We start from the raw sequence: 18,482 nt of genomic DNA, 5'->3' as shown, positions 1-18,482 counted from the left end.
TCGCCGGCCCATAGCGGCCGGATGACAGACCCGAAGACGATCCCGGAGGGATGCTGATCGTGCACATCGCTGACATCACCATGTTCTACGCCCCGGCCAGCGGCGGCGTACGTACCTATCTTGATGCCAAACACCGCCGACTCGACGCCAAGACCGGCGTCCGCCACAGCCTCTTGATCCCCGGCCCCAGCGCCAGCCACGCCGATGGCATCTACCAGGTGCCGGCGCCTCCCCTGCCTTTTGGCAACGGCTACCGCTTCCCGGTACGCCTGGCCCCCTGGTGCAACGTGCTGCGCCGCCTGCAGCCCGACCTGATCGAAGTGGGCGACCCCTACCTCACCGCCTGGGCGGCCCTGGAAGCACGGCGCAAGCTCGACGTGCCGGTGATCGGTTTCTACCATTCCGACCTGCCGCTGCTGGTCAGCAACCGCATGGGCAACTGGTTCACGCCCAATGTCGAGGCCTACGTCAGCAAGCTGTACGGCAATTTCGACCGGGTCCTGGCACCGAGCCAGGTGATGGCCGACAAGCTGCGCCGGCTGGGGGTCAGGGATGTGCACGTGCAACGCCTGGGCGTCGACCTGGCCACCTTCAACCCCGAGCATCGCGACCCACACCTGCGTACCGAACTGGGCATTCCCGACACCACCCGCCTGCTGGTGTTCGCCGGCCGCGGCTCGCGAGAGAAGAACCTGCCGGTGCTGCTCGACTGCATGCGCCACCTGGGGCGCCACTACCACCTGCTGCTGGCGGGCTCGAACATGCCAACCAATGTGCCGGACAACGTCAGCGTGATCGACGCGTTCTGCCCGCCCGAGGAGGTCGCGCGGCTGTTCGCCAGCGCCGATCTGCTGGTGCATGCCGGCGACCAGGAGACCTTCGGCCTGGTGATCCTCGAAGCCATGGCCAGCGCCACGCCCGTGGTGGCCGTGCGCGCCGGCGCCTTCGGCGAGATCGTCAACGAGCAGTGCGGCCGGCTGTGCCGCCCCAACGACGGCCAGGCCATGGCGCAGGCCGTGCGCGAGACCTTCGAGGCCGGCGTGCGCCAGCTCGGCGCCCAGGCCCGCCGCCACGTGGAGCAGCACTACTCCTGGGACACCGTGGTCAACGGCCTGCTGGAGCACTACCAGGCGGTCCTTGGCCACCTGCCGCAGGTCCGCGCCCATGCCTGAGGCCACCTCGCCACGCAGCCTGATGCTGGTGCTGCACGACGTCGCGCCTGAGACCTGGCCCGACTACCAGCCCTTCGTCCAAGCCATCGACGCCCTCGGCAATGTGCCCATGACCTGGCTGGTGGTCCCGGACTTCCACCACCGCAACGCCCTGGGCCGCTCGCCGACCTTCTGCCGCCTGCTCGAACGCCGCCTGGCACAAGGCGACGAACTGGCCCTGCATGGCTACTACCATGCCGACGACGGCCCGCCGCCACGCAGCCCCGGGGAGTACTTCATGCGCCGGATCTACACCCATGAAGGTGAATTCTACGGACTCGACGAAGGCGAGGCCTTGCAGCGCCTGGAGGCCGGCCTGGCGCTGTTCGGCCGCCAGGGTTGGCCGGTGGCAGGCTTCGTCGCGCCCGCCTGGCTGATGAGCGAAGGCACACGCCAGGCCCTGCGCCGCCTGCCCTTGCGCTATACCAGCACACCGCAGCACCTGTACCGCCTGCCGACATTCACTGCCATCGAGGCGCCGGGCCTGGTGTGGAGTGCCCGCAGCCCCTGGCGCCGCGGCTTGTCGAGGATGCTCTGCGACTGGCAATGCCGGCGCTGGCGCCAGGCCAGCACCCTGCGCCTGGGCCTGCACCCGGTGGACATGCGTCATCGCGCGTCCCGCGACTACTGGCTGCACACCCTGCTGGCGCTACGGGCGCAAGGCCGCGAGCCACTGACCAAGTCCGCCTGGCTGGACCGCCAGGCCAGGGCATGAACCGCCTGGGCTGGCTGGGCCTGGCACTGCTGTTGGCGGTGCTGGTCCCGGCCCTGCTCGGCGGCAGCGACCTGCTGCCTCGCCTGAAAACCTTCGCCCCCGGCCTGATGCTGATGCTGCTGGGCATGATCTTGCTGTGCTGGGTCATCAACGCCCTGCGTCTGCGCCTGCTGCTCGGCCAGCAAGGTACGCGGCTCGGGCGAGTGCGCAGCCTGGGTGTAGTCATGGCCACCGAGTTCGCCATCTGCACCACCCCAGGCGGTAGCGGCGGGCCCCTCACCCTCATGGCCCTGCTGGCCCGCGAACGCATCGGTCCGGCGCGCAGCGGCGCGGTCTTCGCCATGGACCAGTTGAACGACCTGGTGTTCTTCTTTTGCGCCATGCTGGCGATCGCCGGCTACGCCCTGTTCCACAGCCTGGGGCACAGCCAGGAAAGCATGCTGCTCGGCAGCGCGTCGCTGCTGTGCGTGGTGCTGGCTGGGGTGCTCGGGCTGCTGCGCTACCGGCGCCGGGTGATGCGCCTCAACGGCCGCCTACTGCGCCGGCTGGGCATGTCACGCCTGCGGCGGCGGCGCTGGGCGCGCAAGCTGCTGCATTTCAGCCATGCCCTGGCCGACACCTGGCGTCTGCCCAAGCGCACCCTGGCCCTGGTGTTCACCCTGACCTGCGCGCACTGGAGCCTGCGCTACAGCGTGCTGTACCTGGTGTTGAGGGGGTTGGGCGTAGAGCTGTCGTGGATACCGAGCTTCCTGGTGCAGATGCTGTCGCTCAGCGCCGGCCAGTTCAGCCTGCTGCCTGGTGGCGCCGGGGCCGCCGAGCTGACCTCGGCGAGCCTGCTGGCGCCGCTGGTGGGCAGTTCGACGGCGGCGGCGGCGATCCTGATCTGGCGCGCCGTCACCTATTACTTCTACCTGATCGCCGGTGGGCCGGTGTTCGTCTGCCTGCTGGCGCGTCCACTGCTGGAGCGCTGGCGTCGCCAGGCGGATTGAGCTGGCGCCAGAGTTCGGCGGCACCGGCGAAATCGGTGCCGGCATCGTCGCCCAGGGCGTCGAGATCGAAGCGGGCCAGGCAGCCCTCGCCCAACGTCGGCGGTGTCTCGGCTGCCGCCCTGTCGCGTGGGTCGACCATTATCCAATACTCGTCAGGGGGCGCTTTGCAGCCCCAAGGCTCAGTCGAACACCACGGTCTTGTTGCCGTGTACCAGCACGCGGTCTTCCAGGTGATAGCGCAGGCCACGGGCCAGGACCATCTTCTCCACGTCACGACCGAAACGCACCATGTCCTCGATGCTGTCGGCATGGCTGACACGGACCACGTCCTGCTCGATGATCGGCCCGGCATCCAGCTCCTCGGTGACGTAGTGGCAGGTCGCGCCGATCAGCTTGACCCCACGCAGGGCGGCCTGGTGATAGGGCTTGGCGCCGACGAAGGACGGCAGGAAGCTGTGGTGGATGTTGATCACCTTCTCGGCATAGGCCTGGCACAGCTGCGGCGGCAGGATCTGCATGTAGCGCGCCAACACCACGACATCAGCCGCATGCGCCTCGACCAGACGCGACACTTCGGCGAACGCTGGCGCCTTGTCCTTCGGATCGACCGGGACATGGAAGAACGGGATGCCATGCCACTCGACCATGCTGCGCAAGTCGTCGTGGTTGGAGATCACGCACGGGATCTCGCAGTCCAGCTCGTCGGTGTGCCAGCGGTGCAACAGGTCGGCCAGGCAGTGGGATTCGCGGCTAGCCATCAACACCACGCGCTTCTTCTGTGCCGAATCGGTGATCCGCCAGGTCATGGAGAACTCTTCGGCGATCGGCGCGAAGGCCTCGCGGAAGGCCTCGATATCGAACGGCAGGGATTCGGCGCGGATCTCATGGCGCATGAAGAACCAGCCGCTCTGCTCGTCGGAGTGGTGGCTGGCTTCGTTGATCCAGCCATTGTACAAGGCCAGGAAATTACTGACTTTCGCCACGATACCGACACGGTCGGGGCAGGCAATCACCAGTCGATAGGTGCGCATGAATGAGACTCCAGAACTTCGCAAAGGCGCATATTCTAGCGGCCTGCCAGGAAAAACGCAGTAATGATCGGCACAACCGCAGCGAATGCCGAGCGGCTTGAGTCGATGGTGAGAATGCACGGCGTCCGTAGGAAAACGATGATTTCATCACCGCATATGTAAATTTTTCTTAACCAAACAGATACGTTGTCGTCGGACAATTAACAGTTTATTGCTATTTTAATTGTTTACTTGAGAGTATCGCCTGTCTATTATTGCCCCCTACTGTCTGTCTCCCTGAACACGCATTAAGGAACACTCCATGTCCCTGATCAACGAGTACCGCGCTACCGAAGAAGCCATCAAGGAACTTCAGGCCCGCCTGGCCAACCTGTCGCAAGATGACAAGCTGAAGAAAGAGCTGGAGTTCGAAGGCAAACTGCGCGCACTGATGGGCGAATATTCCAAGTCCCTGCGCGACGTGATCGCCCTGCTCGATCCCGATTCCAAACTGAGCAAGGCGCCACGTGGTGCCGTAAAAACCACCGGCACCAAGCGTGCTCGCAAGGTCAAGCAATACAAGAACCCGCACAATGGTGAAGTGATCGAAACCAAGGGCGGCAACCACAAGACGCTGAAAGAGTGGAAAGCCAAGTGGGGCAGCGACGAGGTCGAAAGCTGGGCCACCCTGCTGGACTGATCCCCGGGTATTGTCCTTTTATACCCCCCATGAAAAACGCCGGCACATTGCCGGCGTTTTTCATGGGGCACGCATTCTATAACTGATACTGCACCTTCAACTGCCGGAGATGCGCCTGCCAGGCCTCCAGCACCCGCCGCCCGGCCTCGTCCGCCGTGGCCCAACTGCTCTGCCAGGCCTGTTCGAAGTCACCGACGGTATTCGGCGCCCCCAGGCACGGATCGCTCAAGCGTTGCTGGCAGAATGATTGCCACCGTTGTCGTTCCTCGGTATTCAAGGTCTCGGCGAAGTTTCGTGCGCGATAACGGAACAACAGCTCCGGCAGCCGCGGATCATCGAACATCCAGTGCCCCTGGCCCAATTGTGCAGGCTCCAGGCGACGGACTTGTTCGCACAGGCGCCGGTCCCGATCGCCGATAAACCCGTCGTACAGTTGTTGTTCCGGATCCTCGCTGGGGGTGAAATCATCAGCGTTGTAAATGTGCGCCAGTTTTTCCTGCCAAACGTTTTGTTGATTGGCCAGTTGTTCGCCACGGCGTTGCAGCAGTGCCATATCCAGGCCCAAACGCTGCTGGTCAGCAGGGCGTAATACCGACAACGGCGCGAGCACCGGGCAACGATTGACCTGCACCAACTTCAAAGGTACAGGTAGTTGTCCCTCGGATAATTCATCGCGGCGCGTGTACAAACGCTGACGTAATGTTTCTGCGCTTTCCTGCAATAACGGCAGTGTTTCCAGATGCAGGTCGCACACAATCAGTGCATTGCGATTACGCGGATGCCAGGCCAGCGGCAGCACCACGCCAAGATAGTTACGCTCTGCTGAAAAACGCCCCGAAACATGTACCAGCGGCTGCAGCAGGCGTACCTGTTCCATCACTTTGTGCTTGCTGCGCAACTGGAACAACCAGTCGTACAACCGAGGCTGCTGCTGGCGGATCAAGCGGGCCAGGGCGATGGTCGCCCGCACGTCGGAAAGTGCCTCGTGGGCCTGGCCATGGTCGATGCCGTTGGCCTGGCTGAGCAGCTCCAGGCGCAGGCTGGTACGACCATCCTGCTGCGGCCAGACGATCCCTTCCGGGCGCAAGGCATAGGCGGTGCGCACCACGTCGATCAGGTCCCAGCGGCTGTTGCCACCCTGCCATTCGCGGGCATAGGGATCGAAGAAGTTGCGGTAGAGGCTGTAGCGGGTGACTTCATCGTCGAAGCGCAGGGTGTTGTAACCCGCGCCACAGGTTCCGGGGCGCGCCAGTTGCTCATGCACTTTTGTCATGAACTCGGCTTCGCACAGCCCGTTGCCTGCCAGTTGCTCGGGGGTGATGCCGGTCACCAGGCAAGCCGCCGGGTGCGGCAGGATATCGTCGCTGGGCCGGCAATAAAGGCTGATCGGTGCCTCGATTTCGTTGAGTTCGAGGTCAGTGCGCACGCCTGCGACCTGCAGGGGCCGGTCGCGGCGCGGATCGATACCGGTGGTTTCGTAATCGTGCCAGAAGATGCTGGTGCTCACGGGGTCGTCCTGTAACAAGGTCGACCAGAGTCTACCGGAGACAGCCTCAGGCGGAAGCGTTCATGGGCCGGAAACTGAAGTAGCTGCGCAAGGAACGCACGAACTCCTCGTACTCGCGGGGTGCCTGCAACAGCATGAAGCCTGAATCGTAGTGCCCCGGCGTCTGGTCCTCGCGACACCATAGGCAACTAGCAGTCAGGTTGACGTATTGCCACCCGCCGCCTGCCAGCGGCAGGCGCAACTGCAGCTCGAAATCCGGCCCGACCAGCACCGGCAACTGGCTGATCAGCATCAACCCGTCCTCCGAGGCATTGCCGAGGTAGCCGATCTGCTGGTCGGTGAATCGGTTGTACACCTTGAGGACACAAGGCAACTGGTGACGTTCTATATGGCGTTCGATAAACATGCTGTCCGTACCTGATGCCAGGAAGACAAGGTACTGGCGGTGATCGTTACATCTGCCTGACAGATTAGCCCAGGGCGCCTGTCCAATTCCATGAAATCAACAACACCTTGGTGTTAGCGCCAAGGTGCACGGGTGACCGGCGTCGCCACCGCCGCCTCGCCAGGCCGATAGTGACCGAGTTGCTCGAGTGTCTGCAGCCGCGCCCGGGCGCGGTAGGCGTACTCGTTCTGCGGGTAGCGCTGGATCAGGTACTGGTAGGTCTGCGCCGCATCGACGTAGAGTTTCTGGCGCTCCAGGCACTGGCCCCGCAGCAGCGAGACTTCCGGGTGAATGAACGGCCGGGCACGGCTGGTACGGTCGACCTGCGACAGCTCCAGCATCACCCGCTGGCAATCGCCGCGGTCGTAGGCACGGTAGGCATTGTTCAGATGATGGTCCATCGACCAACGGGTGCAACCGACGACACTGGCCGCCACGGCCAAAACGATCAGGGCTCGCATGGGGGATCTCCTTTATTACGCAGTGTATCGGCTTGGTTTGGCATTTCTTCAGCTTCAAGCGGCAAGCTGCAAGCGGTTATGCGGCGCGAATCAGCTAGAGGCTTGCAGCTTGGAGCCTCCGTTCAACCGCCAAGCCCAAGCGCTGCCAGGTAGTGCAATGGAACAATGACTACAGCGAGATTCCGGGGTAGCCTTTCGCTGCGCTTCACTATAGGAGTCTGTGCATGACCATCCGCCGTACCAAAATCGTCGCCACCCTCGGCCCCGCCAGCAACTCGCCGGAAGTGATCGAACAACTGATCCTCGCTGGCCTGGACGTGGCACGCCTGAACTTCTCCCACGGCACCCCGGACGAGCACAAGGCCCGCGCCCGCCTGATCCGCGACATCGCCGCCAAGCACGGGCGTCACGTCGCGCTGCTGGGCGACCTGCAGGGGCCGAAGATCCGCATCGCCAAGTTCAGCAACAAGCGCATCGAACTGAAGATCGGCGACACGTTCACCTTCTCCACCGCCCACCCGCTGACCGAAGGCACCCAGGACATCGTCGGCATCGACTACCCCGACCTGGTCAAGGACTGCGGCGTCGGCGACGAACTGCTGCTCGATGACGGCCGCGTGGTCATGCGTGTCGAGACCGCCACTGCCGATGCCCTGCACTGCGTGGTGATCGTCGGTGGCCCGCTGTCCGACCACAAGGGAATCAACCGCAAGGGTGGCGGCCTGACCGCCCCGGCCCTGACCGACAAGGACAAGGCCGACATCAAGCTGGCGGCGGAAATGGACCTGGACTACCTGGCCGTGTCCTTCCCGCGTGACGCCAGCGACATGGAATACGCCCGCAAGCTGCGCGACGAAGCCGGCGGCACCGCCTGGCTGGTGGCCAAGATCGAGCGCGCCGAAGCCGTGGCCGACGACGAGACCCTCGATGGCCTGATCGCCGCCTCCGACGCCGTGATGGTCGCCCGTGGCGACCTGGGCGTGGAAATCGGCGACGCCGAGCTGATCGCCATCCAGAAGAAGATCATCCAGCACGCCCGCCGCAACAACAAGGCGGTGATCGTCGCGACCCAGATGATGGAGTCGATGATCCAGAACCCGATGCCGACCCGTGCCGAAGTGTCCGACGTGGCCAACGCCGTGCTGGACAACACCGACGCGGTGATGCTGTCGGCCGAGAGCGCCGCCGGCGCCTACCCGATCGAAGCGGTCCAGGCCATGGCGCGTATCTGCCAGGGCGCCGAGAAGCACCCGACCAGCCAGAAGTCCAGCCATCGCCTGCATACCACCTTCGAGCGCTGCGACGAAAGCATCGCCCTGGCGGCGATGTACACCGCCAACCACTTCCCCGGCGTCAAGGCGATCATCGCCCTCACCGAAAGCGGCTACACCCCGCTGATCATGTCGCGCCTGCGCTCGCACGTGCCGATCTTCGCCATGTCGCCGCACAGCGGCACCCAGGCCCGTACCTCGCTGTTCCGTGGCGTCTACCCGATCGCCTTCGACCCCGCCTCGCTGCCGCCGGAGAAAGTCAGCCAGGCCGCGGTCGACGAACTGCTCAAGCGCGGCCTGGTGCAACAGGGTGACTGGGTGATCCTGACCAAGGGCGACAGCTACCACACCATCGGCGGGACCAATGGCATGAAGATCCTGCATGTGGGTGATCCGCTGATCTGAGTCGATTCTCCAACGCCGTAATCCTGGGGCCGTTTCGCGCCCCTTCGCGGGCAAGCCCGCTCCCACATGGCCCTGCCAACCGCATCATTCGTGATCGACTCGGCCCCTGTGGGAGCGGGCTTGCCCGCGAAAGGAGCCCCACAAGCCCTCAGGCATGCTCGAGAAACACATCGGCAAACAGCTGGTTCCTCGGCAACCCGGCAATGAACAGCCGCCGTGCGAAGCGCTCGACACTCCCCGGCGCCCCGCACGCCAGCGCCACCGTCTGCCGCGATGACAGGCGCAACCCCGCCAGCGCTTGCTCCAACTGATCGGCCAACCCCCACTCGACACTCACCCTGGGATATCGATCGGCCAGGTCCGCCAACGGCCCGGCCAGATACTGTCCGGCGCGGTCATGGGTCACATGCAGCACCCGGATCCCACCCTGGTGCCCCTGGCGCAACGCTTCCCGCAGGATGCCCCACAACGGCGCAAGCCCTGTTCCCGCGGCCAGCAGCCACAAGGGTCGCTCCTGCCAGTCCGGGTCGTAGTGCAAGGCGCCGCCCCGCAGCTCGCCCAGGCGCAGCTCATCGCCCTCGGCCAGCCGCCTGGCCTTGTCGCAGAAGGCGCCAGGGCGCCGGCAATCCAGGTGGAACTCCAGGAAGTCATCTTCCCCCGGCAGGCTCGCCAGTGAATACGGCCGCGCCACGCCGTCCAGCCACAGCACCAGGTGCTGCCCTGCCTGGTAGCGCAATGGCCGCTCGGGCCTAAGGCGCAAGCGCAGCACGTCGCCGAACCACGCCAGGGCGCAGACGCGCGCAGGCAAGCCATCGCTCGACGGATCGAACACCGCCACCCGCAAGTCGGCGCTCACCCGGCACTGGCAGGCCAGGCGCCAGCCCTGCTCGCGCTGCGCAAGGCCCAGCGCCTCGGGCATGGCGTCCTCGGGCTGCCCCTCCAGGCAACGCACCAGGCAGGCATGGCAACTGCCGGCGCGGCAGCTGTAGGGCACGCCACAACCTGCGGCATTGAGGGCATCGAGCAGGTTGCTGGCGGCCGGCACTGTCCAGCAGCGCTCGCCGACGCAGAGTTCAGGCATGGTCGGTATGTCTCCACGAATCACATCGCCCACTCTAGGGCTTCGCGGGTAAATCAGCAAAAAGGGTGCCCGTCGGTTGCCGACCTTGGTCCAGACCACACGCAGGTGTGCCGGGGGCGGATGCGCGCTATACTGCCGCGCCCTTTTGCGTCGGCCAGCCTGCCGGCGCGCCTTGCAAGGCATTTCGACGCGCAGGTCGGCGGTGTCGGAAGGCCTTTATGAATGTTCCCGTCTTTAAGAGGAGCGCGCTGCATGACCGTGATCAAGCAAGACGACCTGATTCAGAGCGTTGCCGACGCCCTGCAATTCATCTCGTACTACCACCCCGTCGATTTCATCCAGGCGATGCACGAAGCCTACCTGCGTGAAGAGTCGCCCGCCGCGCGCGACTCCATCGCCCAGATCCTGATCAACTCGCGCATGTGCGCCACCGGCCACCGCCCGATCTGCCAGGACACCGGCATCGTCACCGTGTTCGTCCGCGTGGGCATGGACGTACGCTGGGACGGCGCCACCATGAGCGTCGACGACATGATCAACGAGGGTGTGCGCCGCGCCTACAACCTGCCTGAGAACGTCCTGCGCGCCTCGATCCTGGCCGACCCGGCCGGTGCCCGCAAGAACACCAAGGACAACACTCCGGCGGTGATCCACTACTCCATCGTCCCCGGCGACAAGGTCGAGGTCGACGTCGCCGCCAAGGGCGGCGGCTCGGAGAACAAGTCGAAGATGGCCATGCTCAACCCGTCCGACTCGATCGTCGACTGGGTCCTGAAGACCGTCCCGACCATGGGCGCCGGCTGGTGCCCGCCTGGCATGCTGGGCATCGGCATCGGCGGTACCGCCGAGAAGGCCGCGGTGATGGCCAAGGAAGTCCTGATGGAGTCCATCGACATCCATGAACTCAAGGCCCGCGGCCCGCAGAACCGCATCGAGGAACTGCGCCTGGAGCTGTTCGAGAAGGTCAACCAGCTGGGCATCGGCGCCCAGGGCCTGGGCGGCCTGACCACCGTGCTCGACGTCAAGATCATGGACTACCCGACCCATGCCGCCTCCCTGCCGGTGTGCATGATCCCCAACTGCGCCGCCACCCGCCACGCCCACTTCGTGCTCGACGGCACGGGCCCGGCCGAGCTGGAAGCGCCGTCGCTGGACGCCTACCCGGAAATCGTCTGGGAAGCCGGCCCGAGCGCCCGCCGCGTCGACCTCGACAGCATCACCCCGGAAGAAGTCGCCAGCTGGAAGCCGGGCGAGACCCTGCTGCTCAACGGCAAGATGCTCACCGGCCGCGACGCCGCGCACAAGCGCATGGTCGAGATGCTCAACCGTGGCGAAGCGTTGCCGGTGGACCTCAAGGGCCGTTTCATCTACTACGTAGGCCCGGTCGATCCGGTCGGTGACGAAGTGGTAGGTCCTGCCGGCCCGACCACCGCCACCCGCATGGACAAGTTCACCCGCCAGATCCTCGAGCAGACCGGCCTGCTGGGCATGATCGGCAAGTCCGAGCGTGGCCCGACCGCCATCGAGGCGATCAAGGACAACAAGGCCGTGTACCTGATGGCCGTCGGCGGCGCCGCCTACCTGGTAGCCCAGGCGATCCGCAAGTCCCAGGTCCTGGCGTTCGCCGAGCTGGGCATGGAGGCGATCTACGAGTTCGAGGTCAAGGACATGCCGGTCACCGTCGCGGTGGACAGCAACGGTGAGTCGGTGCACATCACCGGCCCTGCCCTGTGGCAGAGCAAGATCGCCGAGAGCCTGGCGGTCGAAGTGAAGTAAAACGCCCGACCGTTTGGGGCTGCCTTGCAGCCCCAAGCTTCAAGGCTCTGCCAGACCCGCGCAGCGGCCAACCCAGCCCTACAGAACCCGCTCGAACTGCTCCGGCCAGTCCCGCCGGGTGAACACCTGCCCTTCCCGCCGTACCCGTCGCACCTCCTCCAGATCCACCTCACAGACCAACCAACGGCTACCGCCAGGGCACAATTCGGCGCTCTCGGCGATCACGCCATTGGCCGGCATACCATGGTCCGGCGGCACGAACAGCCCTGCCCGCCCGATGTTCTCATCCAGCGCCGGCGACCAAGGCGCCATGCCCACCGTAGGGCTCTGCAACACGGCGATCTGGTTCTCCAGGGCGCGCGCCTGGGCGCCGATGCGCACGCGGTGATACCCCGCCTCGGTGTCGGTGCAACTGGGGGTGAGGATCAGGTCCGCACCGCCTTCGGCCAGGCGCCGGGCCAGCAGGGGGAACTCGTTGTCATAGCAGATCAGGATGCCCAGGCGCCCCAGGGCCGTGTCGAACACCTTGAGCCCTTCGCCTGCGGCGATCCCCCACTGCTCCCGTTCGAAGCGGGTCATGATCAGTTTGTCCTGATGGCCCAGCACCCCGTCCGGACCGAACAGCCAGGCACGGTTGCGGTAACGGCCATCGGCGTCGAGCACGGGCACGCTGCCAGGCTGCAGGTAGATGCCCCAGCGACGGGCAAGGCTTTCGCACAGCGCCAACCACGGCGCGACCAGCGGCTGGATGCCGGCGATCGACGCCTTCAGGTCGCTGCGCTGTTGTACCGGCAACTGGCCGCTGAGCACCAGGCCGGCATATTCAGGCAATAGCAGCAATTGCCCACCAGCCTCGACCGCCTCGGCGCACAAGCCGTGCAAGTGCTCGGCATAGGCGTCCCAGCTCTCGTACAGTTCGATGGCGTACTGGCACGCCGCGAGGCGGATCATACCGGCAGTTCCTTGAGCCAGAAGGACATGATCTTGGCCGATTCGGTCTGCTCGTCGAGGTCGCGCCAGGCATAGGTGGTGCGCAGCGACGGATCGTGCAGGAAGCCACGGTTGCGCCAGAAGCCATGCAACGGCTTGTAGTCCAGTGGGCGCCGGGGATGGCCGGCCGGGCGCTCGACAGCGCAGAAGGCGCAGTAGTCGAATTCAGCGAGCTTGTGGGCGTAGGATTCGCGCTCGATGAAGAAGCGCACGCCCAGGCCCTGGCCCCGGTAGGCCGGCAGCAACACCGACTCGCCGAAGTAGTAGACGCTCGCCGGGTCCCGGCCCTGGGCCAGGAACGGCTGCTGGAACTCGAGCGTCTCGTCGACCAGGGGCAGGCCGGTCGAGGCGCCGACCACCTTGCCGCCGTCCAGGGCCAGCACCACCAGGCTGCGCCCGGAACGGGCATAGGTGGACAGGTAGTCGGCCTCGTATTCCGGCGAGCCGTCGTAGAGGTAGGGGAACTCGCGGAACACCGTCAGGCGCAGGCGAGCGAGGTCATCGATGTAAGGCGCGATGGCAGCGCCGTGCAACAGGCGGATTTCCATGCGTAGCGGTCGTTTTGTCGATGTGGATGACGCGCTCGGCTAAGCCGGGCTTGAGGGGAAACCCTATCATCCGCTCCACGCCATTCCCTTTCCCGTACACGACAGGAACATTGCCATGACCGCTACCGAGCTCGTCAACGCCTACTACGCCGCCTTCAATGCCGGGGACATGCCGGCCTTCCTCGCCCTGCTCAGCGAGGACGTGATCCATGACATCAACCAGGGCGAGCGGCAGATGGGCAAGGCGGCTTTCGCAGCCTTCATGGACAAGATGAACCGCTGCTACCGGGAGCGCCTGGCCGACATCGTGGTGATGCAGAACGCCGACGGCAGCCGCGCGGCCGCCGAGTTCACCGTGCACGGAGAGTACCTGGCCGATGACGAAGGGCTGCCACCGGCCAATGGGCAGACCTACGTGCTGCCGGCTGGGGCGTTCTTCTACATCCATTGCGGGAAGATCGCCCGGGTGACCAACTACTACAACCTCAATGACTGGGTCGAGCAGGTGGGCTGAGGGCTGGGGTTGGCAGTACAGTTTTGGGGGCGCTTCGCACAAGCCCGGGTAAACCTCGGATGATGCGAATGGCCCCCTCCTCTACGTCAGGCAATCCGCGTCCCGATCAATTTGAGAAATGCCGCCAACCACGCCGGATGCGCTGGCCAGGCCGGTGCGGTCACCAGGTTCCCGTCCACGTGCGCCTGGTCCATGGCGATGTCCACATATCGCCCTCCCGCCAACCTCACCTCGGGCGCACACGCCGGATACGCACTGCACTCGCGCCCATCCAGCACACCGGCCGCCGCCAGCAACTGGGCCCCATGGCACACCGCAGCGATGGGCTTGCCGGCCTGGTCGAAGGCCTTGACCAAACCCAGCACCCGCTCATCCAGGCGCAGGTACTCAGGCGCCCGGCCCCCTGGGATCAGCAGCGCGTCATAGCCCTCGGCCCGCACCTGCACGAAGTCCTGGTTCAGGGCGAAAGCGTGCCCTGGCTTCTCGCTGTAGGTCTGGTCACCTTCGAAATCGTGGATCGCCGTGCGCACGGTCTGCCCCGCCAGTTTCTCCGGGCACACCGCGTGCACCGTGTGGCCGACCATCTTCAGGGCCTGGAAGGGCACCATCACCTCGTAGTCCTCGACGTAGTCGCCCACCAGCATGAGAATCTTCTTCGCCGTCATCGCCGCCACTCCTTCCGTAGCATGAGAACAATCCCTGCACGATAGTCCGCTTCGCCGTCTTAGTCGCGGCGATCCAGCAGGTTGACCACCAGGCGATCGAGCAATCCCCACAGCCGCTGCTGCACCCGCCACCAGAGCGGCCGGGCCTGCCAGAGCGCCAGGTCGACCTCCTGGCTCAGGGCGAAGTCGCGCTCGAAACTGGCCGCCACGGCGGCGGTCAACGGTGGGTCGATGGCCTCGACATTGGCCTCGAGGTTGAAACGCAGGTTCCAGTGGTCGAAATTGCACGAACCGACGCTGACCCAGTCGTCCACCAGCACCATCTTCAGGTGCAGGAAGCAGGGCTGGTACTCGAAGATCCGCACGCCGGCGCGCAGCAACCGCGGATAGTAGCGATGACCGGCGTAGCGTATCGCCGGATGATCGGTGCGCGGGCCGGTGAGCAGCAGGCGCACATCGATGCCCTTCTGCGCAGCCCGGCGCAAGGAGCGGCGCACGCTGAAGGTCGGCAGGAAGTACGGCGTGGCCAGCCAGATGCGACGCTGGCCACTGTTCAGGGCCCGTACCAGCGCATGCAGGATGTCTCGGTGCTGACGGGCATCGGCATAGGCCACCCGGCCCAGGCCCTGCCCCTGGACCGGTACGCGAGGCAGGCGCGGCAACCCGAAGCCTTCCGGTGGGCGCCAGGCGGTGCGCCGGTTGTTGGCGTGCCACTGGCGATCGAACAACAGTTGCCAGTCAGTCACGATCGGCCCCTGCATCTGCACCATCACCTCATGCCACTCGCTGGTTTCGTCCCCCGGCTTCCAGAACGCGTCGGTGACACCGGTGCCGCCGACCACGGCCCAGCGCTCGTCCACCAGCAGCAGCTTGCGATGGTCGCGATAGAAGTTGCGCAACCCTCGCAGCCAGCGCAGGCGGTTGTACAGCCGCAGCTCGACACCCGCCGTCTGCAGGCGCTGGCGCAGGGCCGAGGGGAAGGCCAGCGCACCGTAGTCGTCGAACAGGCAGCGCACCCGCACACCCCGGCCAGCGGCCTGCTCGAGGGCCTCGACCACCGCCTCGGCGCAGGCGCCGGCTTCCACGAGATAGAGCTCCAGGTCGACCTGGAATTCAGCACGCACGATCGCCATGAGCATGCGCGGAAAGAACCTGGGGCCGTCGATCAACAGCTCGAACTGGTTGCCACCCCGCCAAGGGAAGACCGGCCCCGACATGTCAGCGAGCGGCGAAGATCAGCACCGCACTCACCGGTACCGATGGGCTGATGGAAGAAAGCCCGGCGAGCTTGCGCAAGGTCGCCAGGCCCGGCATCAGGCCGAAGTCCTCGGCGCGCAGCAGCAGCGGCTCCAGGGTCACCACCTGGAAGCGCCGCTCGTCCAGACGAGTGGCCAGCAACAGGACGTTGTAGCTGCGCGACTCGCCATGCAGGGTCACGGTCACCGGCAGGCGCAGCTCCACCTGGGCGCCGTTGGCAAGGTCATTGATCGGCCCCAGGTCGATCTGCGCCTGCACCTGGGCCTCCGGGAAACGGGCGACCTCGAACAGCTCGTTGCGCATGCGTTCGTCACGCAGCGGAACGCCGCCACTGACCGAGTCCATCTCGATGCGCAGTTGCGCCAGGCCCTTGCGGTCGACCTTGCCGTGCAACACCAGGAAGCGATGCACCTCGGCGGTATCGCCGTTCTTGCTGGTGACGAAGGACAGGCGCGAGGACTCGCCGTCCAGGTGCCAATTGGCGTGGGCGGGCAAGCACAGGGCCAACAGGAGGGCGGGCAGGAGACGGAGCAACTTGAACATGTGAAGTCCTTTGAAACAAGGCCGTCAACCTTACCCGCCCCTCTTCATGGCAGCAAGCGGCAGCCCGCGCGCGCCCCCTGCCAGGCGGCCACGCTACTGCGCCCCAGGCCCTCGGCGAACACCCGTCGCCGCGCAGGGTCTTCCTCCAGCCGGCCCAACGGCAGGTACTGCTTCACGTAGCCCTGGCAATACGCCGCGTCGAAGCCCATGACGAACCGGCACGAGCAGTACTCCTTGGCCGAATAGGCCGAAAGAATCCCCGGGAAGTCCGCCAACGCCTGGCGCTCATGCCAGGCCCAGGCCAGCAACAACGACATCGGCACCAGCCACACCAGGTGCTTCATGCGCCCTCCGCAGCCAGGGCAGTCAGCACCCGCTTGAGCAGCTCGTTGTGCCGGTAGCTGCCATCACGGTCGTCGCCGTAACGGACGATCACCAGCTTCTGCGAAGGCAGCAGGTAGAGCACCTGGCCCCAATGCCCAAGCGCCGCATAGGTATCCAGCGGTGCGTCCGGCCAGGGTGCAGGGTGGCCCGGCAACGGCTGGTTGAGCCACCAGTGGCCGCCGGGGTTGGCCTCGCCGGGGGCTGCCTCGGCGTGCTCGAACAGGCGTCGGTTGAACGCCACCCAACCCGCCGGCAGTAGCTGGCGATCGCGCCAGCGCCCCTCGCGCAGCATCAGCAGGCCGATCCTGGCCAGGTCGCGGGCGCTCAGGTAGAGGTAGGAAGACCCCACGTAGGTGCCGGCGCCATCGCGCTCCCAGACGGCACTGTCGATGCCCAGCGGCGTGAACAGCGCCTGCCAGGGGTAGTCCTCGTATTGCCCAGGCTCGAGCATGCCCCGCAGGGCGGCGGCCAGCAGGTTGCTGTCGCCGCTGGAATAGAGAAAGCGTGCGCCCGGCGTCGCGTCGGCGGGCATCGCAGCGGCAAAAGCGGCCATGTCGGCGCGGCCACGGGTATAGAGCATGGCCACCACCGAGGACTTGAGCGGCGCGTATTCGTAATCCTCCTGCCAGGCCAGGCCGCTGGCCCAGTGCAGCAAGTCGACCAGGCGCAAGCGCGGGTGGGCTTGCAGTGGCGGGTAGTAACGGGCCGCCGGGTCCTCGAGGGCGAAGCGCCCTTCGCCCTGGGCCACGCCGAGCAGAGTGGCCAGCACGCTCTTGCTGATCGACCAGGTCAGGTGCGGGGTATCGACACCGCTTGGCGCGGCGTAGCGCTCATGCAGGATGCGCCCATCGCGAATGATCAGCAGCGCGTCGCTGCGCACACCCGTGCGCTCGGTCGCATGGCGCGCCGGGAAGGCATAGGCGTCGACGGCCTGCCAGTCGAGCGCATTGGGCTCGGTGTGCCAGTCCGGGTCCGGCCATGCCTCGGCCCAGGCCGGCATGGCGACCATCCCCAGGATGCCCAACAGCCCCTTCAGCGTACCCATGGCCGGCCCTCTCGTCGCGGATCGGGCGAGCCTGCCAGGGTTTCATGACAATCCAGCGGCGGCCCAGGCCTTTTCCAGGCGCTTGTCGCGGGCGGCAGCGGCCAGCGCCAGCACGCCCTGGTCACGCTGCCAGCAATGTGCCCAGGCCTGCGGGCCGGCAGCCAGGGCCTTGTCGATATCGCCGCGCAAGCCCTGGAACTGGGCGAACAGCCCGGCGAGCAGCAGATGGCAGGCGGTGCTGTCGGCGCATTGCCGGCTGCCCTCGGCACAACCGCCAAGCAGGCCCAGCAGACGCAGGCGCAGCTCCCGCGGCCAGCCACTGTCCTGACCGACGCCATATAACCAGGCGACCAGCGCCGCCAGCACATAAAGGTCCTCGAGGGAGCGGAACGGTTTGACATAGGCGTCCCAGCCATCGCCAGCGAGCAGTTCGCAGGCGGCCTGCTGCAGGTGCAGGCGGGCATGCCCGACCTCGGGCATCAGCGGCAGCGCCGGCAGGGCCTCCAGACGCACCCCGGGCTCGCCCGGGTAGACCACCGCCAGGCTCAGGCGGGGAGGTTCGCCCTGCCCTTCGCTGCGCGCCGCCACCAACAGCCACTCGGCCTCGAGCCCTGCCGTCACGAAGTCCTTGCTGCCAGTCAGGCGCAGGCCATCGAGCCGGGTCTGCATGTCTGCCGGCCGCACGCTGCGCCGCTCAGTGGCGCATAGCGCGCCGAGGCTGGCCGGGGCGCTGGGCCAGAGCACGCGCAAAGCGGCCTGGTAGCCGACCAGGAAGGCCAGGCCCGGGGTGGCCATGGCACGGCCGCCGAGCACCGCCAGCTCGAAGGGGTTGACCGGCCCCAGGCGCTCGAGCAGCGCACCGTGGCTTTCGCCCAGGCTGTCGGCCCGGGGCTGGCGGAAAGGGTCGTTGAGTCGTTGCAACCAGGCCATCGGACGCTCCTCGCAAGGGGTTGTCACGCAAGCAT

The 18,482-nt window shown here is 66.0% G+C and carries 20 protein-coding genes; 7 read left to right on the top strand and 13 right to left on the bottom strand.

Features of this window, described 5'->3' with window-relative positions:
• Window positions 1-50: 50 nt before the first annotated feature.
• Genes WCE05_RS12345 through WCE05_RS12335 form a run of 3 tightly spaced genes read left to right on the top strand, consistent with a single transcriptional unit; the run spans window position 51 to window position 2,915 of the window.
• Complete coding sequence (locus tag WCE05_RS12345; protein WP_253091127.1) at window positions 51-1,172, top strand: glycosyltransferase family 1 protein; 1,122 nt, start codon at window positions 51-53, stop codon at window positions 1,170-1,172.
• Complete coding sequence (locus WCE05_RS12340; RefSeq protein WP_225788020.1) at window positions 1,165-1,926, top strand: DUF2334 domain-containing protein; 762 nt, start codon at window positions 1,165-1,167, stop codon at window positions 1,924-1,926. The genes WCE05_RS12345 and WCE05_RS12340 overlap by 8 nt, the downstream gene beginning before the upstream one ends.
• On the top strand, window positions 1,923-2,915 hold the full coding sequence (locus WCE05_RS12335; RefSeq protein ID WP_225788019.1) for a lysylphosphatidylglycerol synthase transmembrane domain-containing protein: 993 nt from the start codon (window positions 1,923-1,925) through the stop codon (window positions 2,913-2,915). The genes WCE05_RS12340 and WCE05_RS12335 overlap by 4 nt, the downstream gene beginning before the upstream one ends.
• A 179-nt stretch (window positions 2,916-3,094) precedes the next feature.
• Here WCE05_RS12335 and purU read toward each other — a convergent pair whose 3' ends face one another.
• A complete protein-coding gene (purU, locus tag WCE05_RS12330; protein WP_225788018.1) occupies window positions 3,095-3,946 on the bottom strand; it encodes a formyltetrahydrofolate deformylase in 852 nt (283 codons plus the stop codon).
• 301 nt (window positions 3,947-4,247) lie between these two features.
• Between purU and mvaT the strand changes: the two genes are divergently transcribed.
• Window positions 4,248-4,625 carry a histone-like nucleoid-structuring protein MvaT gene (gene mvaT / locus WCE05_RS12325; protein ID WP_225788017.1) on the top strand — a complete coding sequence of 126 codons (378 nt, stop codon included), beginning with the start codon at window positions 4,248-4,250 and terminating at the stop codon, window positions 4,623-4,625.
• A gap of 76 nt (window positions 4,626-4,701) precedes the next feature.
• Here mvaT and sbcB read toward each other — a convergent pair whose 3' ends face one another.
• The 3 genes from sbcB to WCE05_RS12310 form a co-directional block, all read right to left on the bottom strand.
• On the bottom strand, window positions 4,702-6,132 hold the full coding sequence (gene sbcB / locus WCE05_RS12320) for an exodeoxyribonuclease I (protein WP_225788016.1): 1,431 nt from the start codon (window positions 6,130-6,132) through the stop codon (window positions 4,702-4,704).
• A gap of 46 nt (window positions 6,133-6,178) precedes the next feature.
• A complete protein-coding gene (locus tag WCE05_RS12315; RefSeq protein ID WP_225788015.1) occupies window positions 6,179-6,538 on the bottom strand; it encodes a PilZ domain-containing protein in 360 nt (119 codons plus the stop codon).
• 113 nt (window positions 6,539-6,651) lie between these two features.
• Window positions 6,652-7,038, bottom strand: coding sequence for a tetratricopeptide repeat protein (locus WCE05_RS12310; protein WP_225788014.1), 387 nt, complete (start codon window positions 7,036-7,038; stop codon window positions 6,652-6,654).
• Window positions 7,039-7,262: 224 nt separating this feature from the next.
• Between WCE05_RS12310 and pyk the strand changes: the two genes are divergently transcribed.
• Window positions 7,263-8,714: a pyruvate kinase gene (pyk, locus tag WCE05_RS12305; protein WP_253080360.1), complete on the top strand. Its 1,452-nt coding sequence runs from the start codon at window positions 7,263-7,265 to the stop codon at window positions 8,712-8,714.
• A 148-nt stretch (window positions 8,715-8,862) separates the two neighbouring features.
• Here the strand turns inward: pyk and WCE05_RS12300 are convergent, their stop codons facing one another.
• The gene (locus tag WCE05_RS12300) at window positions 8,863-9,795 is read right to left on the bottom strand and encodes an iron-sulfur-binding ferredoxin reductase (protein WP_225788012.1); all 933 of its coding nucleotides are present in this window, start codon (window positions 9,793-9,795) and stop codon (window positions 8,863-8,865) included.
• Between the two features lie 252 nt (window positions 9,796-10,047).
• Here WCE05_RS12300 and WCE05_RS12295 point away from each other — a divergent pair, with 252 nt between their 5' ends.
• Entirely contained in the window at window positions 10,048-11,571 is a 1,524-nt protein-coding gene (locus WCE05_RS12295; RefSeq protein ID WP_225788011.1) for a fumarate hydratase, read from the top strand.
• A 78-nt stretch (window positions 11,572-11,649) separates the two neighbouring features.
• Here WCE05_RS12295 and WCE05_RS12290 read toward each other — a convergent pair whose 3' ends face one another.
• Complete coding sequence (locus WCE05_RS12290; RefSeq protein WP_253080358.1) at window positions 11,650-12,522, bottom strand: carbon-nitrogen hydrolase family protein; 873 nt, start codon at window positions 12,520-12,522, stop codon at window positions 11,650-11,652.
• Window positions 12,519-13,109 (bottom strand): GNAT family acetyltransferase, encoded by a 591-nt coding sequence (locus tag WCE05_RS12285; protein WP_225788009.1) that lies wholly within the window; start codon window positions 13,107-13,109, stop codon window positions 12,519-12,521. The genes WCE05_RS12290 and WCE05_RS12285 overlap by 4 nt, the downstream gene beginning before the upstream one ends.
• Before the next feature lie 115 nt (window positions 13,110-13,224).
• Here WCE05_RS12285 and WCE05_RS12280 point away from each other — a divergent pair, with 115 nt between their 5' ends.
• A complete protein-coding gene (locus tag WCE05_RS12280) occupies window positions 13,225-13,623 on the top strand; it encodes a nuclear transport factor 2 family protein (protein ID WP_225788008.1) in 399 nt (132 codons plus the stop codon).
• An 86-nt stretch (window positions 13,624-13,709) separates the two neighbouring features.
• Here WCE05_RS12280 and WCE05_RS12275 read toward each other — a convergent pair whose 3' ends face one another.
• Genes WCE05_RS12275 through WCE05_RS12250 form a run of 6 tightly spaced genes read right to left on the bottom strand, consistent with a single transcriptional unit; the run spans window position 13,710 to window position 18,447 of the window.
• A complete protein-coding gene (locus tag WCE05_RS12275) occupies window positions 13,710-14,288 on the bottom strand; it encodes a DJ-1/PfpI family protein (protein ID WP_368815993.1) in 579 nt (192 codons plus the stop codon).
• Window positions 14,289-14,347: 59 nt separating this feature from the next.
• Entirely contained in the window at window positions 14,348-15,505 is a 1,158-nt protein-coding gene (locus tag WCE05_RS12270; protein ID WP_253080357.1) for a phosphatidylserine/phosphatidylglycerophosphate/cardiolipin synthase family protein, read from the bottom strand.
• Window position 15,506: 1 nt separating this feature from the next.
• Window positions 15,507-16,088 carry a YceI family protein gene (locus tag WCE05_RS12265; RefSeq protein WP_225788005.1) on the bottom strand — a complete coding sequence of 194 codons (582 nt, stop codon included), beginning with the start codon at window positions 16,086-16,088 and terminating at the stop codon, window positions 15,507-15,509.
• A 44-nt stretch (window positions 16,089-16,132) separates the two neighbouring features.
• Entirely contained in the window at window positions 16,133-16,432 is a 300-nt protein-coding gene (locus WCE05_RS12260) for an amidase (protein ID WP_253080356.1), read from the bottom strand.
• The gene (locus WCE05_RS12255) at window positions 16,429-17,508 is read right to left on the bottom strand and encodes a serine hydrolase domain-containing protein (RefSeq protein WP_368816009.1); all 1,080 of its coding nucleotides are present in this window, start codon (window positions 17,506-17,508) and stop codon (window positions 16,429-16,431) included. Before WCE05_RS12255 ends, WCE05_RS12260 begins: the two co-directional genes overlap by 4 nt.
• 51 nt (window positions 17,509-17,559) lie before the next feature.
• The gene (locus WCE05_RS12250; protein ID WP_225788003.1) at window positions 17,560-18,447 is read right to left on the bottom strand and encodes an acyl-CoA dehydrogenase family protein; all 888 of its coding nucleotides are present in this window, start codon (window positions 18,445-18,447) and stop codon (window positions 17,560-17,562) included.
• Window positions 18,448-18,482: the final 35 nt, after the last annotated feature.

Source organism: Pseudomonas sp. I2, from assembly GCF_040984075.1.
Taxonomy (GTDB): Bacteria; Pseudomonadota; Gammaproteobacteria; order Pseudomonadales; family Pseudomonadaceae; genus Aquipseudomonas; species Aquipseudomonas guariconensis_B.
The sequence above is the reverse complement of the archived record's forward strand: the minus strand, read 5'-3'. Positions and strand labels throughout refer to the sequence as shown.